The organism is Bradyrhizobium sp. Y36 (assembly GCF_002531575.1).
In the GTDB taxonomy this organism is placed as follows: Bacteria; Pseudomonadota; Alphaproteobacteria; order Rhizobiales; family Xanthobacteraceae; genus Bradyrhizobium.
Genome location: NZ_NWTI01000001.1, coordinates 683,384 through 699,868 on the forward strand (window position 1 = coordinate 683,384; position 16,485 = coordinate 699,868).

At 65.3% G+C, this 16,485-nt stretch carries 20 protein-coding genes and 1 tRNA gene; 13 read left to right on the forward strand and 8 right to left on the reverse strand.

The genetic code is table 11. The features are described from left to right. Positions 1–134 precede the first annotated feature (134 nt). Both CO669_RS03275 and CO669_RS03280 read right to left on the reverse strand, forming a co-directional pair. Entirely contained in the window at positions 135–950 is an 816-nt protein-coding gene (locus tag CO669_RS03275; RefSeq protein WP_097657732.1) for a DUF2927 domain-containing protein, read from the reverse strand. Between the two features lie 247 nt (positions 951–1,197). Then, on the reverse strand, positions 1,198–1,776 hold the full coding sequence (locus tag CO669_RS03280) for a L,D-transpeptidase (protein ID WP_097657733.1): 579 nt from the start codon (positions 1,774–1,776) through the stop codon (positions 1,198–1,200). A 242-nt stretch (positions 1,777–2,018) separates the two neighbouring features. Here CO669_RS03280 and CO669_RS03285 point away from each other — a divergent pair, with 242 nt between their 5' ends. The 7 genes from CO669_RS03285 (at position 2,019) to CO669_RS03320 (ending at position 7,652) form a co-directional block, all read left to right on the forward strand. Beyond that, the gene (locus tag CO669_RS03285; RefSeq protein ID WP_097657734.1) at positions 2,019–3,566 is read left to right on the forward strand and encodes an acetolactate synthase large subunit; all 1,548 of its coding nucleotides are present in this window, start codon (positions 2,019–2,021) and stop codon (positions 3,564–3,566) included. Positions 3,567–3,736: 170 nt separating this feature from the next. Continuing rightward, the gene (locus CO669_RS03290) at positions 3,737–4,255 is read left to right on the forward strand and encodes a hypothetical protein (RefSeq protein WP_097657735.1); all 519 of its coding nucleotides are present in this window, start codon (positions 3,737–3,739) and stop codon (positions 4,253–4,255) included. Positions 4,256–4,591: 336 nt separating this feature from the next. Next, positions 4,592–4,729: a hypothetical protein gene (locus tag CO669_RS03295; RefSeq protein WP_245444149.1), complete on the forward strand. Its 138-nt coding sequence runs from the start codon at positions 4,592–4,594 to the stop codon at positions 4,727–4,729. A gap of 78 nt (positions 4,730–4,807) precedes the next feature. Next, positions 4,808–5,614: a transglutaminase-like domain-containing protein gene (locus CO669_RS03300; RefSeq protein WP_097657737.1), complete on the forward strand. Its 807-nt coding sequence runs from the start codon at positions 4,808–4,810 to the stop codon at positions 5,612–5,614. A gap of 327 nt (positions 5,615–5,941) precedes the next feature. Beyond that, the gene (locus CO669_RS03305; protein WP_097657738.1) at positions 5,942–6,136 is read left to right on the forward strand and encodes a hypothetical protein; all 195 of its coding nucleotides are present in this window, start codon (positions 5,942–5,944) and stop codon (positions 6,134–6,136) included. An 808-nt stretch (positions 6,137–6,944) separates the two neighbouring features. Beyond that, positions 6,945–7,142: a hypothetical protein gene (locus tag CO669_RS03315; protein WP_097657740.1), complete on the forward strand. Its 198-nt coding sequence runs from the start codon at positions 6,945–6,947 to the stop codon at positions 7,140–7,142. A gap of 267 nt (positions 7,143–7,409) precedes the next feature. Further along, a complete protein-coding gene (locus CO669_RS03320) occupies positions 7,410–7,652 on the forward strand; it encodes a DUF6894 family protein (protein WP_097657741.1) in 243 nt (80 codons plus the stop codon). A gap of 95 nt (positions 7,653–7,747) precedes the next feature. On the opposite strand, the gene CO669_RS03325 is transcribed toward CO669_RS03320, so the two are convergent. Next, positions 7,748–7,981, reverse strand: coding sequence for a DUF3551 domain-containing protein (locus tag CO669_RS03325; RefSeq protein WP_097657742.1), 234 nt, complete (start codon positions 7,979–7,981; stop codon positions 7,748–7,750). A gap of 284 nt (positions 7,982–8,265) precedes the next feature. Here CO669_RS03325 and CO669_RS03330 point away from each other — a divergent pair, with 284 nt between their 5' ends. From CO669_RS03330 to CO669_RS03345, 4 genes are all read left to right on the forward strand, one after another. Further along, positions 8,266–8,601 carry a hypothetical protein gene (locus tag CO669_RS03330; protein ID WP_097657743.1) on the forward strand — a complete coding sequence of 112 codons (336 nt, stop codon included), beginning with the start codon at positions 8,266–8,268 and terminating at the stop codon, positions 8,599–8,601. A 181-nt stretch (positions 8,602–8,782) separates the two neighbouring features. Further along, a complete protein-coding gene (locus CO669_RS03335; RefSeq protein ID WP_097657981.1) occupies positions 8,783–9,268 on the forward strand; it encodes a hypothetical protein in 486 nt (161 codons plus the stop codon). A gap of 60 nt (positions 9,269–9,328) precedes the next feature. Then, positions 9,329–9,811: a transcription elongation factor GreA gene (greA, locus tag CO669_RS03340; RefSeq protein WP_097657744.1), complete on the forward strand. Its 483-nt coding sequence runs from the start codon at positions 9,329–9,331 to the stop codon at positions 9,809–9,811. Between the two features lie 128 nt (positions 9,812–9,939). Beyond that, the gene (locus CO669_RS03345) at positions 9,940–10,617 is read left to right on the forward strand and encodes an SNARE-associated domain-containing protein (protein ID WP_097657745.1); all 678 of its coding nucleotides are present in this window, start codon (positions 9,940–9,942) and stop codon (positions 10,615–10,617) included. 21 nt (positions 10,618–10,638) lie between these two features. Here the strand turns inward: CO669_RS03345 and CO669_RS03350 are convergent, their stop codons facing one another. From CO669_RS03350 to CO669_RS03365, 4 genes are all read right to left on the reverse strand, one after another. Beyond that, positions 10,639–11,412: an SDR family NAD(P)-dependent oxidoreductase gene (locus CO669_RS03350; protein ID WP_097657746.1), complete on the reverse strand. Its 774-nt coding sequence runs from the start codon at positions 11,410–11,412 to the stop codon at positions 10,639–10,641. A 248-nt stretch (positions 11,413–11,660) separates the two neighbouring features. Next, positions 11,661–11,735: transfer RNA gene (locus tag CO669_RS03355), tRNA-Val, on the reverse strand. A 160-nt stretch (positions 11,736–11,895) separates the two neighbouring features. Next, the gene (locus CO669_RS03360; RefSeq protein WP_097657747.1) at positions 11,896–13,188 is read right to left on the reverse strand and encodes a coiled-coil domain-containing protein; all 1,293 of its coding nucleotides are present in this window, start codon (positions 13,186–13,188) and stop codon (positions 11,896–11,898) included. Between the two features lie 118 nt (positions 13,189–13,306). Further along, entirely contained in the window at positions 13,307–13,912 is a 606-nt protein-coding gene (locus CO669_RS03365) for a DUF1134 domain-containing protein (RefSeq protein WP_097657748.1), read from the reverse strand. A 139-nt stretch (positions 13,913–14,051) separates the two neighbouring features. On the opposite strand from CO669_RS03365, the gene CO669_RS03370 reads away from it, so the two are divergent. Then, the gene (locus CO669_RS03370; RefSeq protein ID WP_097657749.1) at positions 14,052–14,537 is read left to right on the forward strand and encodes a YHS domain-containing (seleno)protein; all 486 of its coding nucleotides are present in this window, start codon (positions 14,052–14,054) and stop codon (positions 14,535–14,537) included. A gap of 6 nt (positions 14,538–14,543) precedes the next feature. On the opposite strand, the gene CO669_RS03375 is transcribed toward CO669_RS03370, so the two are convergent. Next, on the reverse strand, positions 14,544–15,365 hold the full coding sequence (locus tag CO669_RS03375) for a 3'(2'),5'-bisphosphate nucleotidase CysQ family protein (RefSeq protein WP_245444151.1): 822 nt from the start codon (positions 15,363–15,365) through the stop codon (positions 14,544–14,546). A gap of 203 nt (positions 15,366–15,568) precedes the next feature. Here CO669_RS03375 and chpT point away from each other — a divergent pair, with 203 nt between their 5' ends. After that, positions 15,569–16,222, forward strand: coding sequence for a histidine phosphotransferase ChpT (gene chpT, locus CO669_RS03380; protein WP_198963796.1), 654 nt, complete (start codon positions 15,569–15,571; stop codon positions 16,220–16,222). The last annotated feature ends 263 nt before the right edge of the window (positions 16,223–16,485 follow it).

Sequence of the window (16,485 nt, forward strand, 5' to 3'; positions counted from 1 at the left end):
GCAGCGCGATCGGGGTGGGGTGATCTCTCCACTCGGGCAGTCAACGTGAGGATAGATCACCCCACCCCGTCTCACATTTTCGCTGCGCTCAAATGCGAGCCGACCCTCCCCCTCCAGGGGAGGGTAAGAGCACCTCACTCCTTCAGATCATTCACCTGCTTCACCCACGTCCGCACGTCGGCGAGCACGGTGGGCAGCACCGCCTTGACCTCGGCCACGGTCATGCCCGCCTTGATGCGGGGATCGTACAAGAGATTGAGGATGTACTGATCGTAGACGTCGAAATAGCCCATCGAGACGTTGTCGTTGAACATGGTCCAGGGCACGCTCGCGGTGTCGTTGATCGGCCCGAGCGATTGCAGCAGCTCCTCATAGGCGCAGTCGAGAAATGTGAAATCGCCGTTGTCGACGGTGAGGATGACGTCGGAATGCTCGATCTCGAAATTGTCGTTCTTGCGGAAGCCGGACAGGCATTGCGGGTCGAGCGAGGAGCGGATCTCGCGCGCCTTCTCCGCGCCGTAGAAGCTCGAGATGGTGCGGAACAGATCGCGGTCGCGCACCAGCTTCACGCGCACATTCGCCGCTTCGTTGGTGTCGATCATGGCGATGTCGAGATGCTGCACGCGCTTGCCGATGTCGGCCACGACCTTGGCCAGCTGCGCCTTGCGATCGGCGCGGTCGCTCTCGGCGTAGACGCGCACCGGTCCGTCGAACTTGCGGATGCGGTCGACGCGGCCGGCGAGATGATATTCGGCGCCGAACGCCGTCTTCAAGAAGCCGTCGACGATCTCGCCGTCGCTGAAGCTCTTCTTCTCGGCCCGCTGGCGCGAGGAGATCGCGGGCAATTCGCCCGCGACGGCCGTGACCGCGACGTCAGGCGCAAGGGCGAGCGCTGCGAACGTCAGCAGGGCGGAGCGGAAGGCAAGCGAGGGCGGGGCGAATGCGCTCATCGTCGCACGACGCTGCCGTATTCACGTCGCGCGCACAAGACCGCAGATTCACGCGGTCTGCGAGTTCCCGGCGTTGTCTGTCGCAAGAGCGCTACAGGGCCGTAGTATCGTAGGGTGGGCAAAGCGACTTGTCCGCCATAGCTCGAAGAGCGACGGCGGAAGCGTGCCCACGTATCTTTTACGGTCGACAGACATGGTGGGCACGGCGCAAGTGCGCCTTTGCCCACCCTACGGAAGCCTGCCAGGGTCAGTTGTTCAGCACCACCACCGTGGTGCCGACCCCGACGCGGCTATAGAGATCGCTGACGTCGTCATTCGTCATGCGGAAGCAGCCCGAGGAGACCGCCTGGCCGATCGTCTCCGGCTCGTTGGAGCCATGGATGCGGTACAGCGTCGAGCCCAGATACATGGCGCGCGCGCCGAGCGGATTGTCGATGCCGCCCTTCATGTGCCGCGGCAGATCGGGCCGGCGCGCCAGCATCTGCGACGGAGGCGTCCAGTCCGGCCATTCCTTCTTGGCGGTGATCCTGTGCACCCCGCCCCAGCGGAAGCCGTCGCGGCCGACGCCGATGCCGTAGCGCAGCGCCTGGCCATTCTGGAGCACCAGATACAGGCGCCGCTCGCTGGTGTTCACCACGATCGTGCCGGGGGCGTAGTTGCCGTTGTACATGACGGTGGTGCGGGGGATCGGATTGGCGCCGGAACGGAAGAAGTTCGGGCCGCCGCCCATGATGTCGCGCGAGTCGAATTCCTCCGCGAGCGCGCCGCCTGCGGTGGCCGACAGCAGTGCGATGGCGGCAATCGGCGCGGCAAAAAACCGGATCATTGTCTCCCCCAGAAAAAATCGATTCAACAAAGGCCACAGGCCATATTTGCAGGCTTTCCGCAAGCCACGGCCCCGTGAGGACCTCGTTCCGGACCGGCGTTATCAAATCGGCAACCATGCCGGCCTGCCCCCAGCCGGCGCGCCGCGGCGCGGGGCAGGGCCGCGATGGCGGCTCTTGCTTTGACGGAACGCGCGAACAATGATTGACCGAGCGAATATCTGGACATGCTGCGGAGCTTGGGATGAACGGTGCGGAAAGCCTGGTACGGACGATGGTCAAGGGTGGGGTGGATGTCTGCTTCACCAACCCAGGCACCTCCGAGATGCATTTTGTCGCAGCCCTTGATCGTGTGCCGGGCATGCGCTGCGTGCTCGGCCTGTTCGAGGGCGTGGTGACCGGCGCCGCCGACGGCTATTACCGCATGAAGGGCACGCCGGCCTCGACCCTGCTGCATCTCGGCCCGGGTCTCGCCAACGGCCTTGCCAACCTGCACAACGCCAAGAAGGCCAATTCCGGCATCGTCAACATCGTCGGCCAGCATGCCGTCTACCACATCGACTACAACGCGCCGCTCACCTCCGACATCGAGGGCCTGGCCCGGCCGATGTCGTCCTGGGTCCGGACCTCGCCGAATTCCAAGTCGGTTGCCGCCGACGGCGCCGCGGCGATCGCCGCCGCCAGGAGCGCGCCGGGGCAGATCGCGACCCTGATCCTGCCTGCCGACACCGCCTGGAACGAGGCCGACGGCATCGCCGAGGTGCCGGCCGAGCAGCAGCGCGCGAGCTACTCGCCGCAGGCGGTCGAGCAGGCCGCAAAGATCCTGCACGGCGACGGCGAGGGCACGCTCTTGCTGATGACCGGCAGCGCCCTGAGCGAGCAGGGTCTCGCGCTCGCCGAGCGCATCGCCGCCAAGACCGGCTGCACCGTGATGGGCCCGACCTTCCGCCCCAGGATGGCGCGCGGCCGCGGCCGCTACTCGATCGACCGCATCCATTACGTGATCGAGAACGCGCTGCCGATGCTGGCCAAGTTCCGCCACATCGTGCTGGTCGAGTCCGACGATCCCGTGGCGTTCTTCGCCTATCCGAACAAGCCGAGCATGCTCAAGCCGGAGGGTTGCGACGTGCATCGCATGACCTCCTGGGGCGAGAATTCGGTCGCAGCGCTCGAAGCGCTTGCCGGCGCGGTGAAGGCCAGCGCCAAGGACGTCAAGCCGCAGGCGGTGCAGGAACTGATCAAGCCGACCGGCGCGCTGACTTTCGCCTCGATCGCGCAGGCGATCGCATGTGCGATCCCCGAGAACGCGATCATGGTCGATGAGTCCCTGACGACCGGTCGCGGCTTCTTCCCGCCGACCGCGGCGGCGGCTCCCCATGACTGGCTGCAGAACATGGGCGGCTCGATCGGCTTCTCCACGCCGCTGTCGATTGGTGCTGCGATCGCCTGCCCGGACCGCAAGGTCATCACCATGGTCGGCGACGGCAGCGCGATGTACACGATCCAGTCGCTGTGGACCCAGGCGCGCGAGAATCTCGACATCGTCACCATCGTGTTCGCCAACCGCATCTACCAGATCCTGCGCGGCGAGTTCGACAATGTCGGCGCCGGCGAACCCGGCCAGCGCGCCAACGACATGCTCCGGCTCGATCGTCCGACGCTCGACTTCGTGGCGCTGGCCAAGGGCATGGGCGTGCCCGGCCGCGCGGTCACCAATGCCGACGAGTTCAACAAGGCGCTGGCCGAGGCCGTCGCCGAGCCCGGCCCGCGGCTGATCGAAGTCCAGATGTAGGATCTCTCCCCACGTCGTCCCGGCGAACGCCGGGACCCATACGCCGCAGCAATAGTTTTGCGAAGACTCGGAGTTACCAACCCGCGCTAAAACCACCCCCTGTGGTTATGGGTCCCGGCTTTCGCCGGGACGACACCGAACTAGGTCCGTGTGATGAGCCCGGAGGCACGATGCAGACCGAGCTGAACAAGGTGATCGCGGCTGTCCGGGACTTCTACGCCCACGAAGGCTTTCTGTTCGAGAAGGACATCGGCGAGCGCACGGTCACGCACCGCTTCGCCGTGCATCTGGAGAAGCAGTTCTCCGGCTGGTCGGTCGACTGCAATTACGACCGGCTCGGCGAACGCACGCTGCATCTGCCGCACGGCACCATCATCTCGACCGACGATCATCTGGGAAAGTCGATCTACCCCGACGTCGTCGTGCATCAGCGCGAGATCCCGAACAATCTGCTCACCGTGGAGATCCGCAAGGCGAGCAATCACACGCCGCTGGAGCACGATCAGCACAAGCTGCGGGCGCTGACCGACGTGAACGTCTGGTTTCCCTATTGGATCGGCGTGCTGCTGGTGATGGACAAGGACCGGGTGACGATGTCGGAGGTCTATGTCAGCGGCGCCGTCGATGATCCGCTGTCAAGCTGGTTCGCGGCGCGGCTCGGGGAGATCGGGCTCAGGGCGGGGCCATAGGGGCGTCTGCTTCCAGCCGTCGGATTCGATGACAAAGCCGCGGTCGCTCGCCTGGCCCGCCGGCGCCGACTGCCGATCACGCCTTTGCGGACGCGCGGCCGGCTCTCCTGCAGCGCCGACGCCGGGTTAATTCCGGAAGCGGCGGAACGTTGATGCTCGGGAAATGTTGGCCTCACGGAGACCGAATCTTCGCTCGCAGCGGGACAGTCGCCATCGCGGCCGGAGCGGCGTAACGCCCGCCCGGTCGCGATCTGCTTCATCCCTTCATCGCGAGAAGACCACATGCTCAGACACAAGCCGACCTTTTTCCGCAATTCGTTGGATTTGAGAGATAAAGTGCTGGTCAAGGTCCTGCGCAAGCGGCTCAATCTGTCGGACAAGCAATTCGCCAGCGTCGTCCGCAAGTCTGGCAGCTCGATCGCCGCCATCACCAAGGAGGCCTCCGCTTTGAAGGAAGCCTCTACCTCGAAGTAGCGAGCCGCCGGGGCCGTTGCCGGCCCGCGTCGTCCGCGCGGCCGGTTCGCGCCGGTGCAGTTGGAGTCGGGCCCAAGCATGAAGATACGTGTCGGCTTCGAGATGATTTACGACTTCCCGCAAGCGACGCCATTGATTGCGGTGGTCGGAACGCATTTCACCCGGGCATCCGACATCGTCGTGCCGGACCACCTCACGACCGAGCCCTCCGTGCCGATCTCGCCCTACCGCGACGGCTTCGGAAACTGGTGCAGTCGGTTGGTTGCGCCCGCGGGCCGCATGCGCCTTTCCGCCAACGGCATCCTGCGCGATGGCGGGTTGCCTGACGTGATCGCCCCTTCAGCTTCGCAATACGCGGTGGAGGATCTTCCGCCCGATACGATCGTCTATCTGCTCGGCAGCCGCTACTGCGAGACCGATCGACTTTCGGACATCGCGTGGAAGCTGTTCGAGAAGGCGGCGCCGGGGTGGCCGCGGGTCCAGGCGATCTGCGATTTCGTGCACCATCACATCGCGTTCGGCTACGAGCACGCGCGAGCCACCATGACGGCGTGGGAAGCATTCAACGAGGGCAAAGGCGTTTGCCGCGACTATGCTCATCTTGCCATCGCATTCTGCCGTTGCATGAACATTCCGGCGCGCTATTGCACGGGATATCTCGGCGACATCGGCATCCCTCCGCCCCACGCTCCCGGGGACTTTGCAGGCTGGTTCGAAGTCTATCTTGACGGTCGCTGGTACACCTTCGATGCGCGCAACAACACGCCGCGAATTGGCCGCGTCCTGATCGCGCAAGGCCGCGACGCGGCGGATGTTCCGATCACCCAGACGTTCGGACCCAACACGCTGATCAGCTTCAAGGTGTGGACCGATGAAATCGTGTAGCGCGCTTGCCCCGGCGGTTAAGCGCCGACCGGTTCGAGATTGATCTCGCCAATTGGCGAGAACACTGTTACACAGCAAGCATCACCGCGCGCTTCGTGGCTGTTATCGGTGACTGAGAGCTTCGCGCTCCCGCCTTAGCCCAAGCCAAGGCGGTCAAATGTCAGATCCCGCAAAATTCGAAATTCGTGAATGGCTCGTACCGCCGATATTGGTGCCGGTCTTCATCGTTCTCATGATCGCGGTTGCGGCCCTCCTGTAGGGGCAAGTTCATTCAGCGTGCGAACTGCAACCCGGGGCGGGCCAGTTCAAGCCAAACGGGAGCCCGACATGGCAAACACCGCAATCATCAGGGACGCTTATGGAGTTCCGGCGATCTTCGTCGGCTCCAAAACAGGCCGCGACGATGCACCCTTTGTCTTCGTGAAAGTCGGAGATGAGGAGCGCCGGATGCGCTGGTCTGAATGGGATTCTCTTCCAGCCTGGACCGGCGAGAAGCCGGCCTGGGCGAGCAAAGGCAGGTAGCGATGGGACACTCGGCATGAAGACAGTGCGACCCGCCGCATGGACGTTTGCGCTCTTGCTTGCATCGGCACTGGGTGCGTTAGCGCCAGCCGCATCCGCCGCGGAACCGAACTGCCGGGCGATCGAGAGCACGAGTGCACGGCTGTCCTGTTACGACGCCGCATTTCCACCCAAACCCGGGAAACCTGCCGAGAGCGGTCACGGTCCGTCGTCGGGATACAAGGACCCCTTCCTCGCGGAAGAAGCCCGCACCGCCGCAAAGCTGAAGAATATCTGCCGCGGTTGCTGAATTTCGTCTGCTTCATAGCTCGACAAGATGACCAAGGAAGAAGCCAGAGGTCGGCTGCTCCGCCAGCGGATGCTGCTCAGGATGGATTCGACATGGGGTGACGATGGCGCACGAACATCAGGGGATTGAATACTCGGTGGTCCAGACCATCAATCCGGTGGGCTGGAAATGGTCGTTTGAACGACTTGGCCGCTCTCCCAGAACGGGAATCGCCTTCAATCGAGCGGAGGCCGTTGCCGCTGTTCGGCGTGCGATCGATCTCTTGCTCAGGGAGCAGCCGCACCAATAGATGCGCTCAAGCCACGCTTGCTCGCAGAGCGCGCCGCATGACCGAGACTCGGCGAGCGGCTCACGCTCGGCCATGATCTCAGAATGGTTCCTGCCGGGAACCGAAACAAAGCGCTGGCCATCCGCCGGACAAAGGCGCACTGTCGCGTCACCACCGAGCGGCCCTTAGCAACTATCGGTGGTGTGGACGCAAGTCGCGCTCCCGCTCAACCCCGCAGCGGAGCATCAAGCATGGCGCGACAGACGTCAGGACACTCGTCCACTCTCGAATTTCGCCTCGCGCAAGAGGCCATCAATCTCCGCACGCAGGCCAAGGGAATGCCTCTTGGCGTCCGCCGCAACGAGCTTCTGCGCAAGGCGCGGCAGATCGATGTGGCCGGAGAAGTCAACAAGTGGCTGACTTCGCCGGGACTTCAGGCGCCTTCCTGAGTGGCTCTTGCCCGATGCGGTGAACCTTCGCTCTCCACGTGGAGACAGATCTATATCGGGATTTTACGATCTCCCTCCCGGGGCTGGTCAACCGCCGCCTGCGCTTCATTTAAGCGGGCGGCGTTTTTGTTCGTCTGAATGCCCGAATTCGTGAGCAACCTTCCGACGTCGTTCCGGTTGCCTCCGATCACCGGCCATCACCCAGCTGTAGGCATCCGGTGGCCGAGAGAGACGCGCGCTCCCGCCTACGGTCTGTGAGCGCTTGCGATGCCGATCTATTACTTCGATCTGCGTGACGAGGACGAGCTGTTTCCCGACGAAGAGGGTCTGGAGTTTTCCAGTCTTCCGGCCGTCCAGGAGGAAGCCGCGAAGTCGTTGGCGGATATGGCCCGGGACGCGGTGCGCGGCTCTCATCCGCTTTCGAAGCGACACATGGCAATCGAGGTTCGAGACGAAATCGGTCCGGTGATGCAGGTCCGGTTCAATTTCGAGATCACGCTGCGCGACTAGCGTCGCCCATGAGTTCGCCGCGCCGTCGGCGCGGCGGATCGTCTGCACGTGAAAACGTGGCGGCGCGCGCGATGCGCGCACGCCGCACAACGTCGTCAGTAGTAGCGCTGCTGCGAATAGGCGTAGCGCGGGTTGATGCCGCAATAGGCCGACGTGCCGGAGGCGGTGGCCTGGCACTGCTGATAGCTCGCGAACTGGCAGTTGCCGGGATAGCCCCACATGCGGCCTTGCAGGCAATATCTGTCGTTGGCGGGGTGGGCCTGGGCCGCCGGGGCCATCGCGCCCATCAGGGCCGCGAACGAGGCGAGGGTGAGGATGGTGCGACGCATTTCAGTCTCCATTCGAGAAGAGTGGGAAGCGAGGTGAATGAGGGAACACACAGCTCGACCTGCAGGTTCCGGGATTTGCCCGACACTTTGTCGTACTTGTCTTGGTGTCCGCAGTGGGCATTGCGTTCGACATGCGTCTATGATGCGCCAAGCCGCGGCGAGCAATGTGATCTCGGCCACAGTTCGAGACGGGCCTTTCGCCTATCGTGATCGAACTTGCCCGCGCGGCTCCCCGCAAGGCTCGCGCTTTCCTCATTCGGGTCAGGTCATTTTTGGAGGTTCTGATGCATAGGTCATATCTGCTGGCTGCGACAGCAGCGCTGGCGCTTCTCGCCCAAACATCGCTCGCGCCGGCGCAGAGCGCACCGGCAGCCGGTGCGACCACGGCGCCTGCGGCGACAACCGCCGCGCCGGCCGCAACGACGGCGCCGGCTGCGACCAGCGACACGTCCGGCCAGCCGGCGGACTCCAAGAAGAGCGCGTCGAAGAAGCCGGCGAAGAAAAAGATGACGCGGCAGCAGGAGATCGATCATTCCGTCGACTCCGGCACCGTGCCGGCGCGCTACCGCAGCTCGGTGCCCAAGCAGTACCAGCAATATATTCCGTTCGAGAAGCAGTAGCGGACCCGCATCGCGACGTGGAGTGATCGGCTTCGCGCCGCTGGTGCCTTCGACCAACCGCCCGTCGACGAATGACGCAGGCCGAACAGCCTGCGACGAACCGCCTCCGCCCGGCGGCTCCACATCCCTGGTGGCGGTCTGCGAGCGCAATGCTAGAGTAGGCCGAATCCCGGGGGGAATGATGAGCGACGACGTGAAGGATGCTGGCCTCGTGGCCATGATCAGCAGCATCCTTGGAGGCAACAAGCGCGCAGACAGTGTTGCACCGCCGCCGCTCACCGAAGGACCGCCGACCGTGCCGTCGAACGGAGCGGAAGCGGATGCGGCGCCCGCTGCCGAGCCGAAATCGATCGAGCCGGAGGAGACGCCTGCCGCGGCATCGGTCGCCGCGGAGCCGGTCGAGCAGCCTGCAAAAATCGTCACGACACGGGATGGCAAACAGCTGCTGCCGGCCGAGGCGATCGCCGATCTCGTGCTGGGCGAGCTGCGCAAGCTGGAGGATTTTCCGGCCACCGGCGTCTCGGTGACGGTCTATGGCTACCGGCACTGGAACGCCATGCTCACCTTCGCGCCGTTCTCGACCAGCTTCCAGAACGCCACCCGGTTCCGCCAGGCCATGCCGGACCTCGTCTTCAAGCTCCGTCGTTTCGTCGAACTTGAGATATAATCCGGGTCAATCGGCGACGCCTGGCGTCGCCACCCCGAAGAGTTCGACAGGATTTTCGAATTGAGCGTCGCCTTTACCAAGGAAGAAAGCGCCGAAACCGCGTCCGAGACGCTGTTGCCGGATCGCCCGATCTCGCCGCATCCCAACCTCGTGACGGAGGCCGGCCTGCAGGCCTTGCAGACGCAGCTTCAGCAGGCGCGCGAGGCCTATGAAGGCGCGCAAGCCATCGAGGACGTCAACGAGAAGCGCCGGCAATCGGCCGTGCCGCTGCGCGACGCCCGCTATCTCACGGAACGCCTGCGCACCGCCCAGGTCGTTCCCGATCCCGTCGGCAGCGACGTCGTCGCCTTCGGCAGCACCGTGACCTTCAGCCGCGCTGACGGCCGCGTGCAGACCTATCGCATCGTCGGCGAGGACGAAGCCGACCCGAAGGCGGGGACGATCTCGTTCGTCGCGCCGGTCGCGCGGTCGCTGATGGGGAAAGCCGTCGGCGACGTCGTGGGCTCCGGTGCGCAGGAGGTCGAGATCCTCTCGATCGGGTAGGATGCGCGGGGCGATGCGCCGGTCGCGTGGCAAAGCGCGCTCTCGACAGCGGCAATCCCGTTCGCCTAATGCATGATCGGCAAACAGCGCGAGGCCGTCGTCTCCGCCAAATGAAGCGCGATGGTTGAATGAGACGGTTTTTGTCGGGAGCGTTGCCGTTCTACGCGCTGGCCCTGCTGGCCATGTGCATGTACCTCGTCCTGTACAGGACGGCTCTGTTCGACCTCAACGCGATCGTCCAGGGCGCAACCGGGTCGGCCTGGTTTCCGGCCTTCATGTTCGTCTGCGTGCTGCTGGAGGCGGTCTTCCCGTATTTCGGCTATTTTCCCGGCACCGCGCTCATCCTGATGTCGGTGGCGCTCAGCCCGAAGTCCGTGGATGGCTCCGTCGTCATCGCGGCCTGGCTCGCCATCATCCTGGGCGCCGTTCTCAGCTACGCACAGGCCCGTTTCTTCCGGCCGTTCCTGCAGCGGGTGGCCTCGAAGGCGGCCCTGCGCCGATGCGAGTCGCTGTTCGACGCCTACGGCGCCTACGCGCGCATTGCCCTGTTCGTTCATCCCAACGCCTGCGCGATGTATTTCACCGCGCTCGGACTACTCGGCCGCAATTTGACGCGGGAGCTCGCTTATCTCTGCGTCGGCGCCGCGGCCGCCGTCGGCATTCTGTTCGTCATCGTGACCAGGCTGGTGTCGTCCGTCGGCCCCACCGACGATGGGCAATTGCAGGTGCTGCTGGCCGCCGCGCTGGTTGCAATCGGAACCCTCGCCGGTCTCTACACGGCCTGGCGGTCAGAGCGGGCGGCATGACGCCTGCTCCGGCACTGCGCGTTACGCCTCCGGCAGCTCGACGCCCGTCAGCTCGCCCAACTTGCCGATGAGTGCGTCCTGAAATTTCGGATCGGCCGCCTCGCTGGCCGGCTGCTGCTGCGCGAGATGATGCCAATAGCGCCCGCTGACCAGGGCCGCGGGATCCGCGCTCGCCGCAAGCCAGGTTTGCGTGCGTTGTCCGGTGTCGATATCGACCGGCGCGCCCGCGCCGCCCATCCTCGTGCGCACCCAGCCGGGATCGACGGCGTTGCTCAGGACCTTGGGCCAGCGCCGCGCCAGTGCGAAGGCCAGCGCGACCATTTGCAGCTTGCTCTCGGCATAGGCCTTGCCCGAATCCCAGGGGCGCCTGATCCAGTCGAGATCGTCGAGCGAGCCTTCGCCGCCCCGGTGCAATCCGCTGCTGAGATACACCAATCGATCGGGCCGCTCGATCAGCGCCGTCAGCATGTAGGGTGCAAGCGTGTTGATGGCGAGGGTCTCGGCATGGCCTTCCCGAGTCGCGCCGCGGCCGGGACGCGTGTAGACGCCGGCATTGTGGATGACCGCGTCCATGCGCCCGATGGCGTTGACCTGTTCGGCGATATGCTTCGTCTCGGCGGCGCTGCTGAGATCGCCGACCACGACCCCCAGGGCATGCAACCTCAGCTCGCCGAGCGCGTCGGCACGATCGGCCGCTCGCGCGTGCAGCACCACGCGGTGTCCCTGATCGAGCAGCGATCGCGCCGCCGCCCGGCCGAGTCCATCGGTGCTGCCGGTGATGAAGATGGTCGCCATGCGGTTCTCCTCGGATATCTCAGGGCGCACTCTACGGTGCCCGCCGCGGCAAGGTCGCCCCAAACATGCGAATTCGGAAACGCGTAACCCCTTGATCCGACTGTCGTCGGCTACTGTGCATGGGGTTGTTTTCGCAATTTTACCGGAGCGGGAGCAAGACGTCCCAGTCCGTTGACGCTCTTCGAGCGCCGGACACCCTTCGCCATGATGGGATGCGGCTGCGCCACGCGAAGCCGTTTGGCGAAGCGTGGTGGGCGCACAAGGGATCGAACCTTGGACCTCTCCCGTGTGAAGGGAACGCTCTCCCGCTGAGCTATGCGCCCGGGACCATCATGCAGACGGCCGGACCTGTTTGGCCGGCCGACGCATTGGAGCCCGCGATTTAGAAGTGCGGGCTTGAGGTGTCAAGTTTTCAGGCGCCGGAGGGTGCGAAAACCTCGCTTCAGTCACGGAATTCGCAGCGGAAGCCGGGTTTCGGGGCGCTTACGCGCCCTGCTGGCGGGCGCGTGAGGCGTGGGCCTGCAGCGCCCGGATCCGCTCGGCCAGCGTTCCACCACCCTCGGGCAGGCTCGGCGTGCCGTTGGTCGCGGCGCCGTTGGCCGGGCGGGGCGCCGGCTTCGGCGGCTGGCCGGCCTCGGCCGCGAGCAGCGCTTCGATCGGCGAGTTCGGGCCCTCGAGCTGCATGGCGAGCTTCGCCACCTCGGCGGCGATGTCGTTGATGCGCTCGCGCAGCAGCGCGTTCTCCATCCGCTCGGTCGCCCACGAGCTCTCGGCCTGCTGCTGGATCGCGTTGAGGTCGCGCTGCAGTTTGGCGCGCTCGTCGCGGGCGGCGCGGAGCTGCTCCTCCAGCGCGGTCTTTTCCGCGCGCAAGCCCTCCACCGCAGCCGACGATTTGCCGCCGCTGAGGCCAGCGATCTCGACGCGCAGCTCCTTGACGGTGCGCTCGGCGCCTTCATTGGCCTGGCGCAGCTGGTTGTTCTCGTACTCGCGCTCGGCCAGCAGCTTGCCCTGCGTGGCGAGCCGTCCCTCGAGGTCGGCGACGCGGCCGGACAGCATCTCGGCTTCCTTGACCTGCAGCAGCAGCTGGCGATCGAGCTCGGTGACGCGCTGGCTGAGATTCTCGACCCGGCCGCGGGCATCGCCGAGCTCGCGCGAGGCGGTCTCGGATTCGGTGCGCTCCTGCGCAAGCCGCGCCTGCGTCGCGGCAAATTCCTTCTCGGCATCGCCGACGCGGTTCTTCAATTCCTCGATCTGCGCGCGCACCGCGACCAGCTCGACCTGGCGGCTCTCCGCCATCAGCGAGCGGTCGGACAGCTCGGTGTTGATCTTCCCAAGCTCGTTCTGCTTGTCCTTCAGCGCGTTCTCGGCGGCGCGCAGGGCTTCCGTCTTGGCGTTGAATTCCTCTTCGGTGGCGCGGAGCTGCTCCTTCACCGCCTTCTCGCGCGCCTCCAGCGCGAAGATCGTGGCGTTCTTCTCGCCGAGCTCGATCTTCATGCGATTGATGGCGTCGCTCTTCTTGCCGAGTTCGGCGAGCTGGCTCGTGGTCTTGTTCTTGAGCTGGTCGACGCTCATCTCGAGCCGCCGCGCCGACATGGCGAATTCGGCGCGGAGCTGGTCCTTGTCGGCCTGGATCTCCGCCATCGACAGCGGCGTTGCGGCCTCGAGCCGGCGCGTGGTCAGGCGCACGGCGCGGTTATGCACCAGCGGCACGATGGCGAGCCCGCACAGCATCGAAAGCAGGAAACCGATCGCCAGGTACATGATCGGTTCGACCATGGGCCAGAACTCCCAAGCTTAAGGAAAAATTCACCAACGACCATGCCATGGCGGGCCGGCAAAAAGCCAGCCCCGCTCTATCGTTAACCTTGATCCGTCGCTGGATGGAGGGCGGAGCCTAGAATGGGTTCCAGGTCGCACGCGGCGTGTATTTGAGATAGCCGATATTGGCGCCCAGCCGTAAGCCCAGGCCCGAGCGGATCGGCACCAGCACGATGTTGTTGGCGGTGAGCGCCGTCATGCCGAAGCCGCCGATGATGTAGGCCGAGCCGTCGAGACCGGCGAAGCGCTGGTAGATCGCGTTGGTGGCGGGCAGATTGTAGACCAGCGTCATGGTGCGCGCGCCGTCGCCGCCCCAGTCGAAGCCGAGCGAGGGGCCTTGCCAGTAGACCCTGAGGTCGCCGGCGTTCTTGGTGTAGAGCGTGCCTTCGCCATAGCGCAGGCCGGCGACGAACGCGCCGGAACCTTCCTCACCCAGGATGTAACCGTTGGGCAGGCCCCATTGGCTGATCGCCTTCTCGATGATGGAGGCGAGGCCGCGCGAGACGTTGCCGAAGAAGCGGTGCCCGGCGCCGACGAGCTCGTCCGGCCCGTAGGTATTGGGCGTCGGGGTCCGCTGCGGCGGCGGCAGATTGGGCGGCGGCGCCTGCTGGGCCGAGGCCGGCACGATCCAGCCGACCATCGCGGCAAGCGCGAGCGCAGCAAGGCGTGATGCGAAAGTCATAAAAGAACCCCTGGTACCGAATCCGGTTGCTTCCTTAACCTGACGCCAACAGGCACGGTCCTAGGTTGCGCCGGATGTCCCCTCGACTCGGATGTTATCCGCAGCAACTATGACGGCACAACGGCAGGAAGATAGCCCTTTGCGCCCCGGAATTGCCTTGATCGGCCTCCTCCTGTGCCTGCTGTCGGGCATATGGCTGGCTGCTGCGGGGATGCCGGCGCAGGCCGCCACCACCGAACGTGTCGTCGTCAACCGCTTCACCGGCGTCGCCATCGAGGGCTTCGATCCCGTCGCCTATTTCGTCGATGGCCGGGCGGTGCAGGGCACGGCGGAGTTCGAGGCCAACCTCTGGGGCGCGGTCTGGCGCTTCCGCAACGAGGGCAACCGGGCCTCCTTCCTGGCGCATCCCGAGGTCTATGGGCCGCAGTTCGGCGGCTACGACCCCGCTGATATCGCCCGCGGCGTGACCGTCGCCGGCAATCCCCGTTTCTTCGCGATCGTGGCCCAGCGGCTTTACTTGTTCAGCCGGGAAGCCAATCGCGATGCCTTCGCCGCCGATCCCGACCGGTTCCTTTATGAAGTCGGCAAGCGCTGGCCGGCGCTTCTGGAGCAGCTCGGTCAGTAGCGGCTTTCAGAGGCTTGCCGCCTGCGGGTCGCCCCAGGCGATGAACTCCGGAATGATGAAGCCGCTCGCGTGGCGCTCGCCGAAGCGGAGCTCGCCGCCCTTGCCGTCGGTGACCCGGCCGCCGGCCGCCGTCACCACCGCCGAGCCGGCCCCGACATCCCATTCACAGGTGGGCCCGAAGCGGGGGTAGATGTCGGCGCTGCCTTCCGCGATCCGGCCGAATTTCACCGCGGAGCCGCAGGTCTTTCGGACGGCATTGGGCCTGTCGTCGATGAACGCCTCGCTCCGGGGATCGCCATGCGAGCGGCTCACCGCCGCGATCCAGGGCGCGCCGCGCGCCGGCAGCTTGCGGGTGCGGATCGGCTCGGCCGCGCCGATGGTTGCGCCGTCAAACCTCACGCGCTCGGCGCCGCGGCCGACGATGCCGCGCCAGAGCAGGCCGAGCGCGGGCGCGCTGACGATGCCGAGCAGCGGCACGCCCGATGTCACGAGGGCGAGATTGACCGTGAATTCGTCGCGGCCGGCGACGAACTCCTTGGTGCCGTCGAGCGGATCGATCAGGAAGAAGCTGTCCTCGAAGGGCGGGGAGGCGAGCTGGGCCCGTTCTTCCGAGAGCGTCGGGATGTCGCCCGCGAGCTGTGCCAGGCCCTCGGCGATGATGCGGTCGGCGGCAAGGTCCGCCTCGGTGACCGGCGAGCCGTCCTGCTTGCCGTCGACCCGCATCGCCGCGCGGTTGACGGCAAGGATCGCCTCGCCCGCCTTCACCACCAGCGCCGTCAAGGGCTCCATCAGGCCGGCCGCCGCCGCCCCGTCGATGATCCGCTTCACCTGGATGCCTCAATCATCGGCAATTCGTCCTTCTCGACTGATTCGCGCCCGAACGATTCAATTGGGCTTATGACCACCTCGCCATGATCGCAAGCTAGCTGCCGCGGGCTGGCGAATGTTAGAACCCACGGCATCCGTCAAGCATGCGTGATTCGCGGCGTCCGGCGCCGTGCAATTCCAGGAACCCTCCAGGACCCCTTTATATGTCTGACGCCTCGTCGCCCGCGACCGCTACTGCTCCCGATATGCTCGAACTCGCGGCACTGCTGTGCTCGCGGGTCTGCCACGATCTCATCAGCCCTGTCGGCGCCATCGTCAACGGGCTCGAAGTGCTCGACGACGATCCCAAGCCGGAAGACCGCGAGTTCGCGCTCGACCTGATTCGCAAGAGCGCCAAGACCGCCTCCGCCCGGCTCCAGTTCTGCCGTCTCGCCTTCGGCGCGGCCGGCTCCTCGGGCGCGCAGATCGATCTCGGTGACGCCCAGACCATGGCGAAGGGCCACATCGAGGACGGCAAGTGCTCGATCACCTGGAATCTGCCGCGGCTGCTGCTGCCGAAGAATCGCGTCAAGCTGCTGCTCAACATGCTGGTCGTGTCCCAGCACACGATCCCGCGCGGCGGTATGCTGACGGTCGACCCGATCGGCGAGGGCGAGACGATGAGCTTTCGCATCACCGCGACCGGACACAATGCGCGCCTGCCGCAGAACATCTCCGAGCTGCTGAGCGGCGAGCGCGGGCCTGCCGCGGATGCGCACGCGATCCAGCCTTATTATACCCGGCTGTTGGCAGAGGCCTGCGGGCTCACCGTGAAGCTTGCGCCGGAAGGCGAAGCCATCACGGTTACCGCTTCGTAAACAGCGCGCCGCGCCCGGCGTCTTAATCTATTCTTTACGAGGCGCTTCGGCTTGTCCGGAGCGCCTTATCTCTTTGTTGGCTCCGTTCTTTTGCACATACTCAACCAATATTAAACGCTTTGCGGTGAAGCTGGCACCATTCCGAAATGGCGCATCACACCTCGTGCGCGCCCTTCCTGTATGAAGGCCTGTTTTCATGGATGATCTGTTGCGGGAGTTTTTGACGGAGACCAGCGAGAGCCTGGACACCGTCGACAATCAAT

Bases quoted from the DNA above. Each gene is read 5' to 3' on its own strand.
- CO669_RS03275 (WP_097657732.1), bottom strand. From the start codon at position 950: ATGAGCGCATTCGCCCCGCCCTCGCTTGCCTTCCGCTCCGCCCTGCTG.
- CO669_RS03280 (WP_097657733.1), bottom strand. From the start codon at position 1,776: ATGATCCGGTTTTTTGCCGCGCCGATTGCCGCCATCGCACTGCTGTCG.
- CO669_RS03285 (WP_097657734.1), top strand. From the start codon at position 2,019: ATGAACGGTGCGGAAAGCCTGGTACGGACGATGGTCAAGGGTGGGGTG.
- CO669_RS03290 (WP_097657735.1), top strand. From the start codon at position 3,737: ATGCAGACCGAGCTGAACAAGGTGATCGCGGCTGTCCGGGACTTCTAC.
- CO669_RS03300 (WP_097657737.1), top strand. From the start codon at position 4,808: ATGAAGATACGTGTCGGCTTCGAGATGATTTACGACTTCCCGCAAGCG.
- CO669_RS03305 (WP_097657738.1), top strand. From the start codon at position 5,942: ATGGCAAACACCGCAATCATCAGGGACGCTTATGGAGTTCCGGCGATC.
- CO669_RS03315 (WP_097657740.1), top strand. From the start codon at position 6,945: ATGGCGCGACAGACGTCAGGACACTCGTCCACTCTCGAATTTCGCCTC.
- CO669_RS03320 (WP_097657741.1), top strand. From the start codon at position 7,410: ATGCCGATCTATTACTTCGATCTGCGTGACGAGGACGAGCTGTTTCCC.
- CO669_RS03325 (WP_097657742.1), bottom strand. From the start codon at position 7,981: ATGCGTCGCACCATCCTCACCCTCGCCTCGTTCGCGGCCCTGATGGGC.
- CO669_RS03330 (WP_097657743.1), top strand. From the start codon at position 8,266: ATGCATAGGTCATATCTGCTGGCTGCGACAGCAGCGCTGGCGCTTCTC.
- CO669_RS03335 (WP_097657981.1), top strand. From the start codon at position 8,783: ATGAGCGACGACGTGAAGGATGCTGGCCTCGTGGCCATGATCAGCAGC.
- CO669_RS03345 (WP_097657745.1), top strand. From the start codon at position 9,940: ATGAGACGGTTTTTGTCGGGAGCGTTGCCGTTCTACGCGCTGGCCCTG.
- CO669_RS03350 (WP_097657746.1), bottom strand. From the start codon at position 11,412: ATGGCGACCATCTTCATCACCGGCAGCACCGATGGACTCGGCCGGGCG.
- CO669_RS03360 (WP_097657747.1), bottom strand. From the start codon at position 13,188: ATGGTCGAACCGATCATGTACCTGGCGATCGGTTTCCTGCTTTCGATG.
- CO669_RS03365 (WP_097657748.1), bottom strand. From the start codon at position 13,912: ATGACTTTCGCATCACGCCTTGCTGCGCTCGCGCTTGCCGCGATGGTC.
- chpT (WP_198963796.1), top strand. From the start codon at position 15,569: ATGTCTGACGCCTCGTCGCCCGCGACCGCTACTGCTCCCGATATGCTC.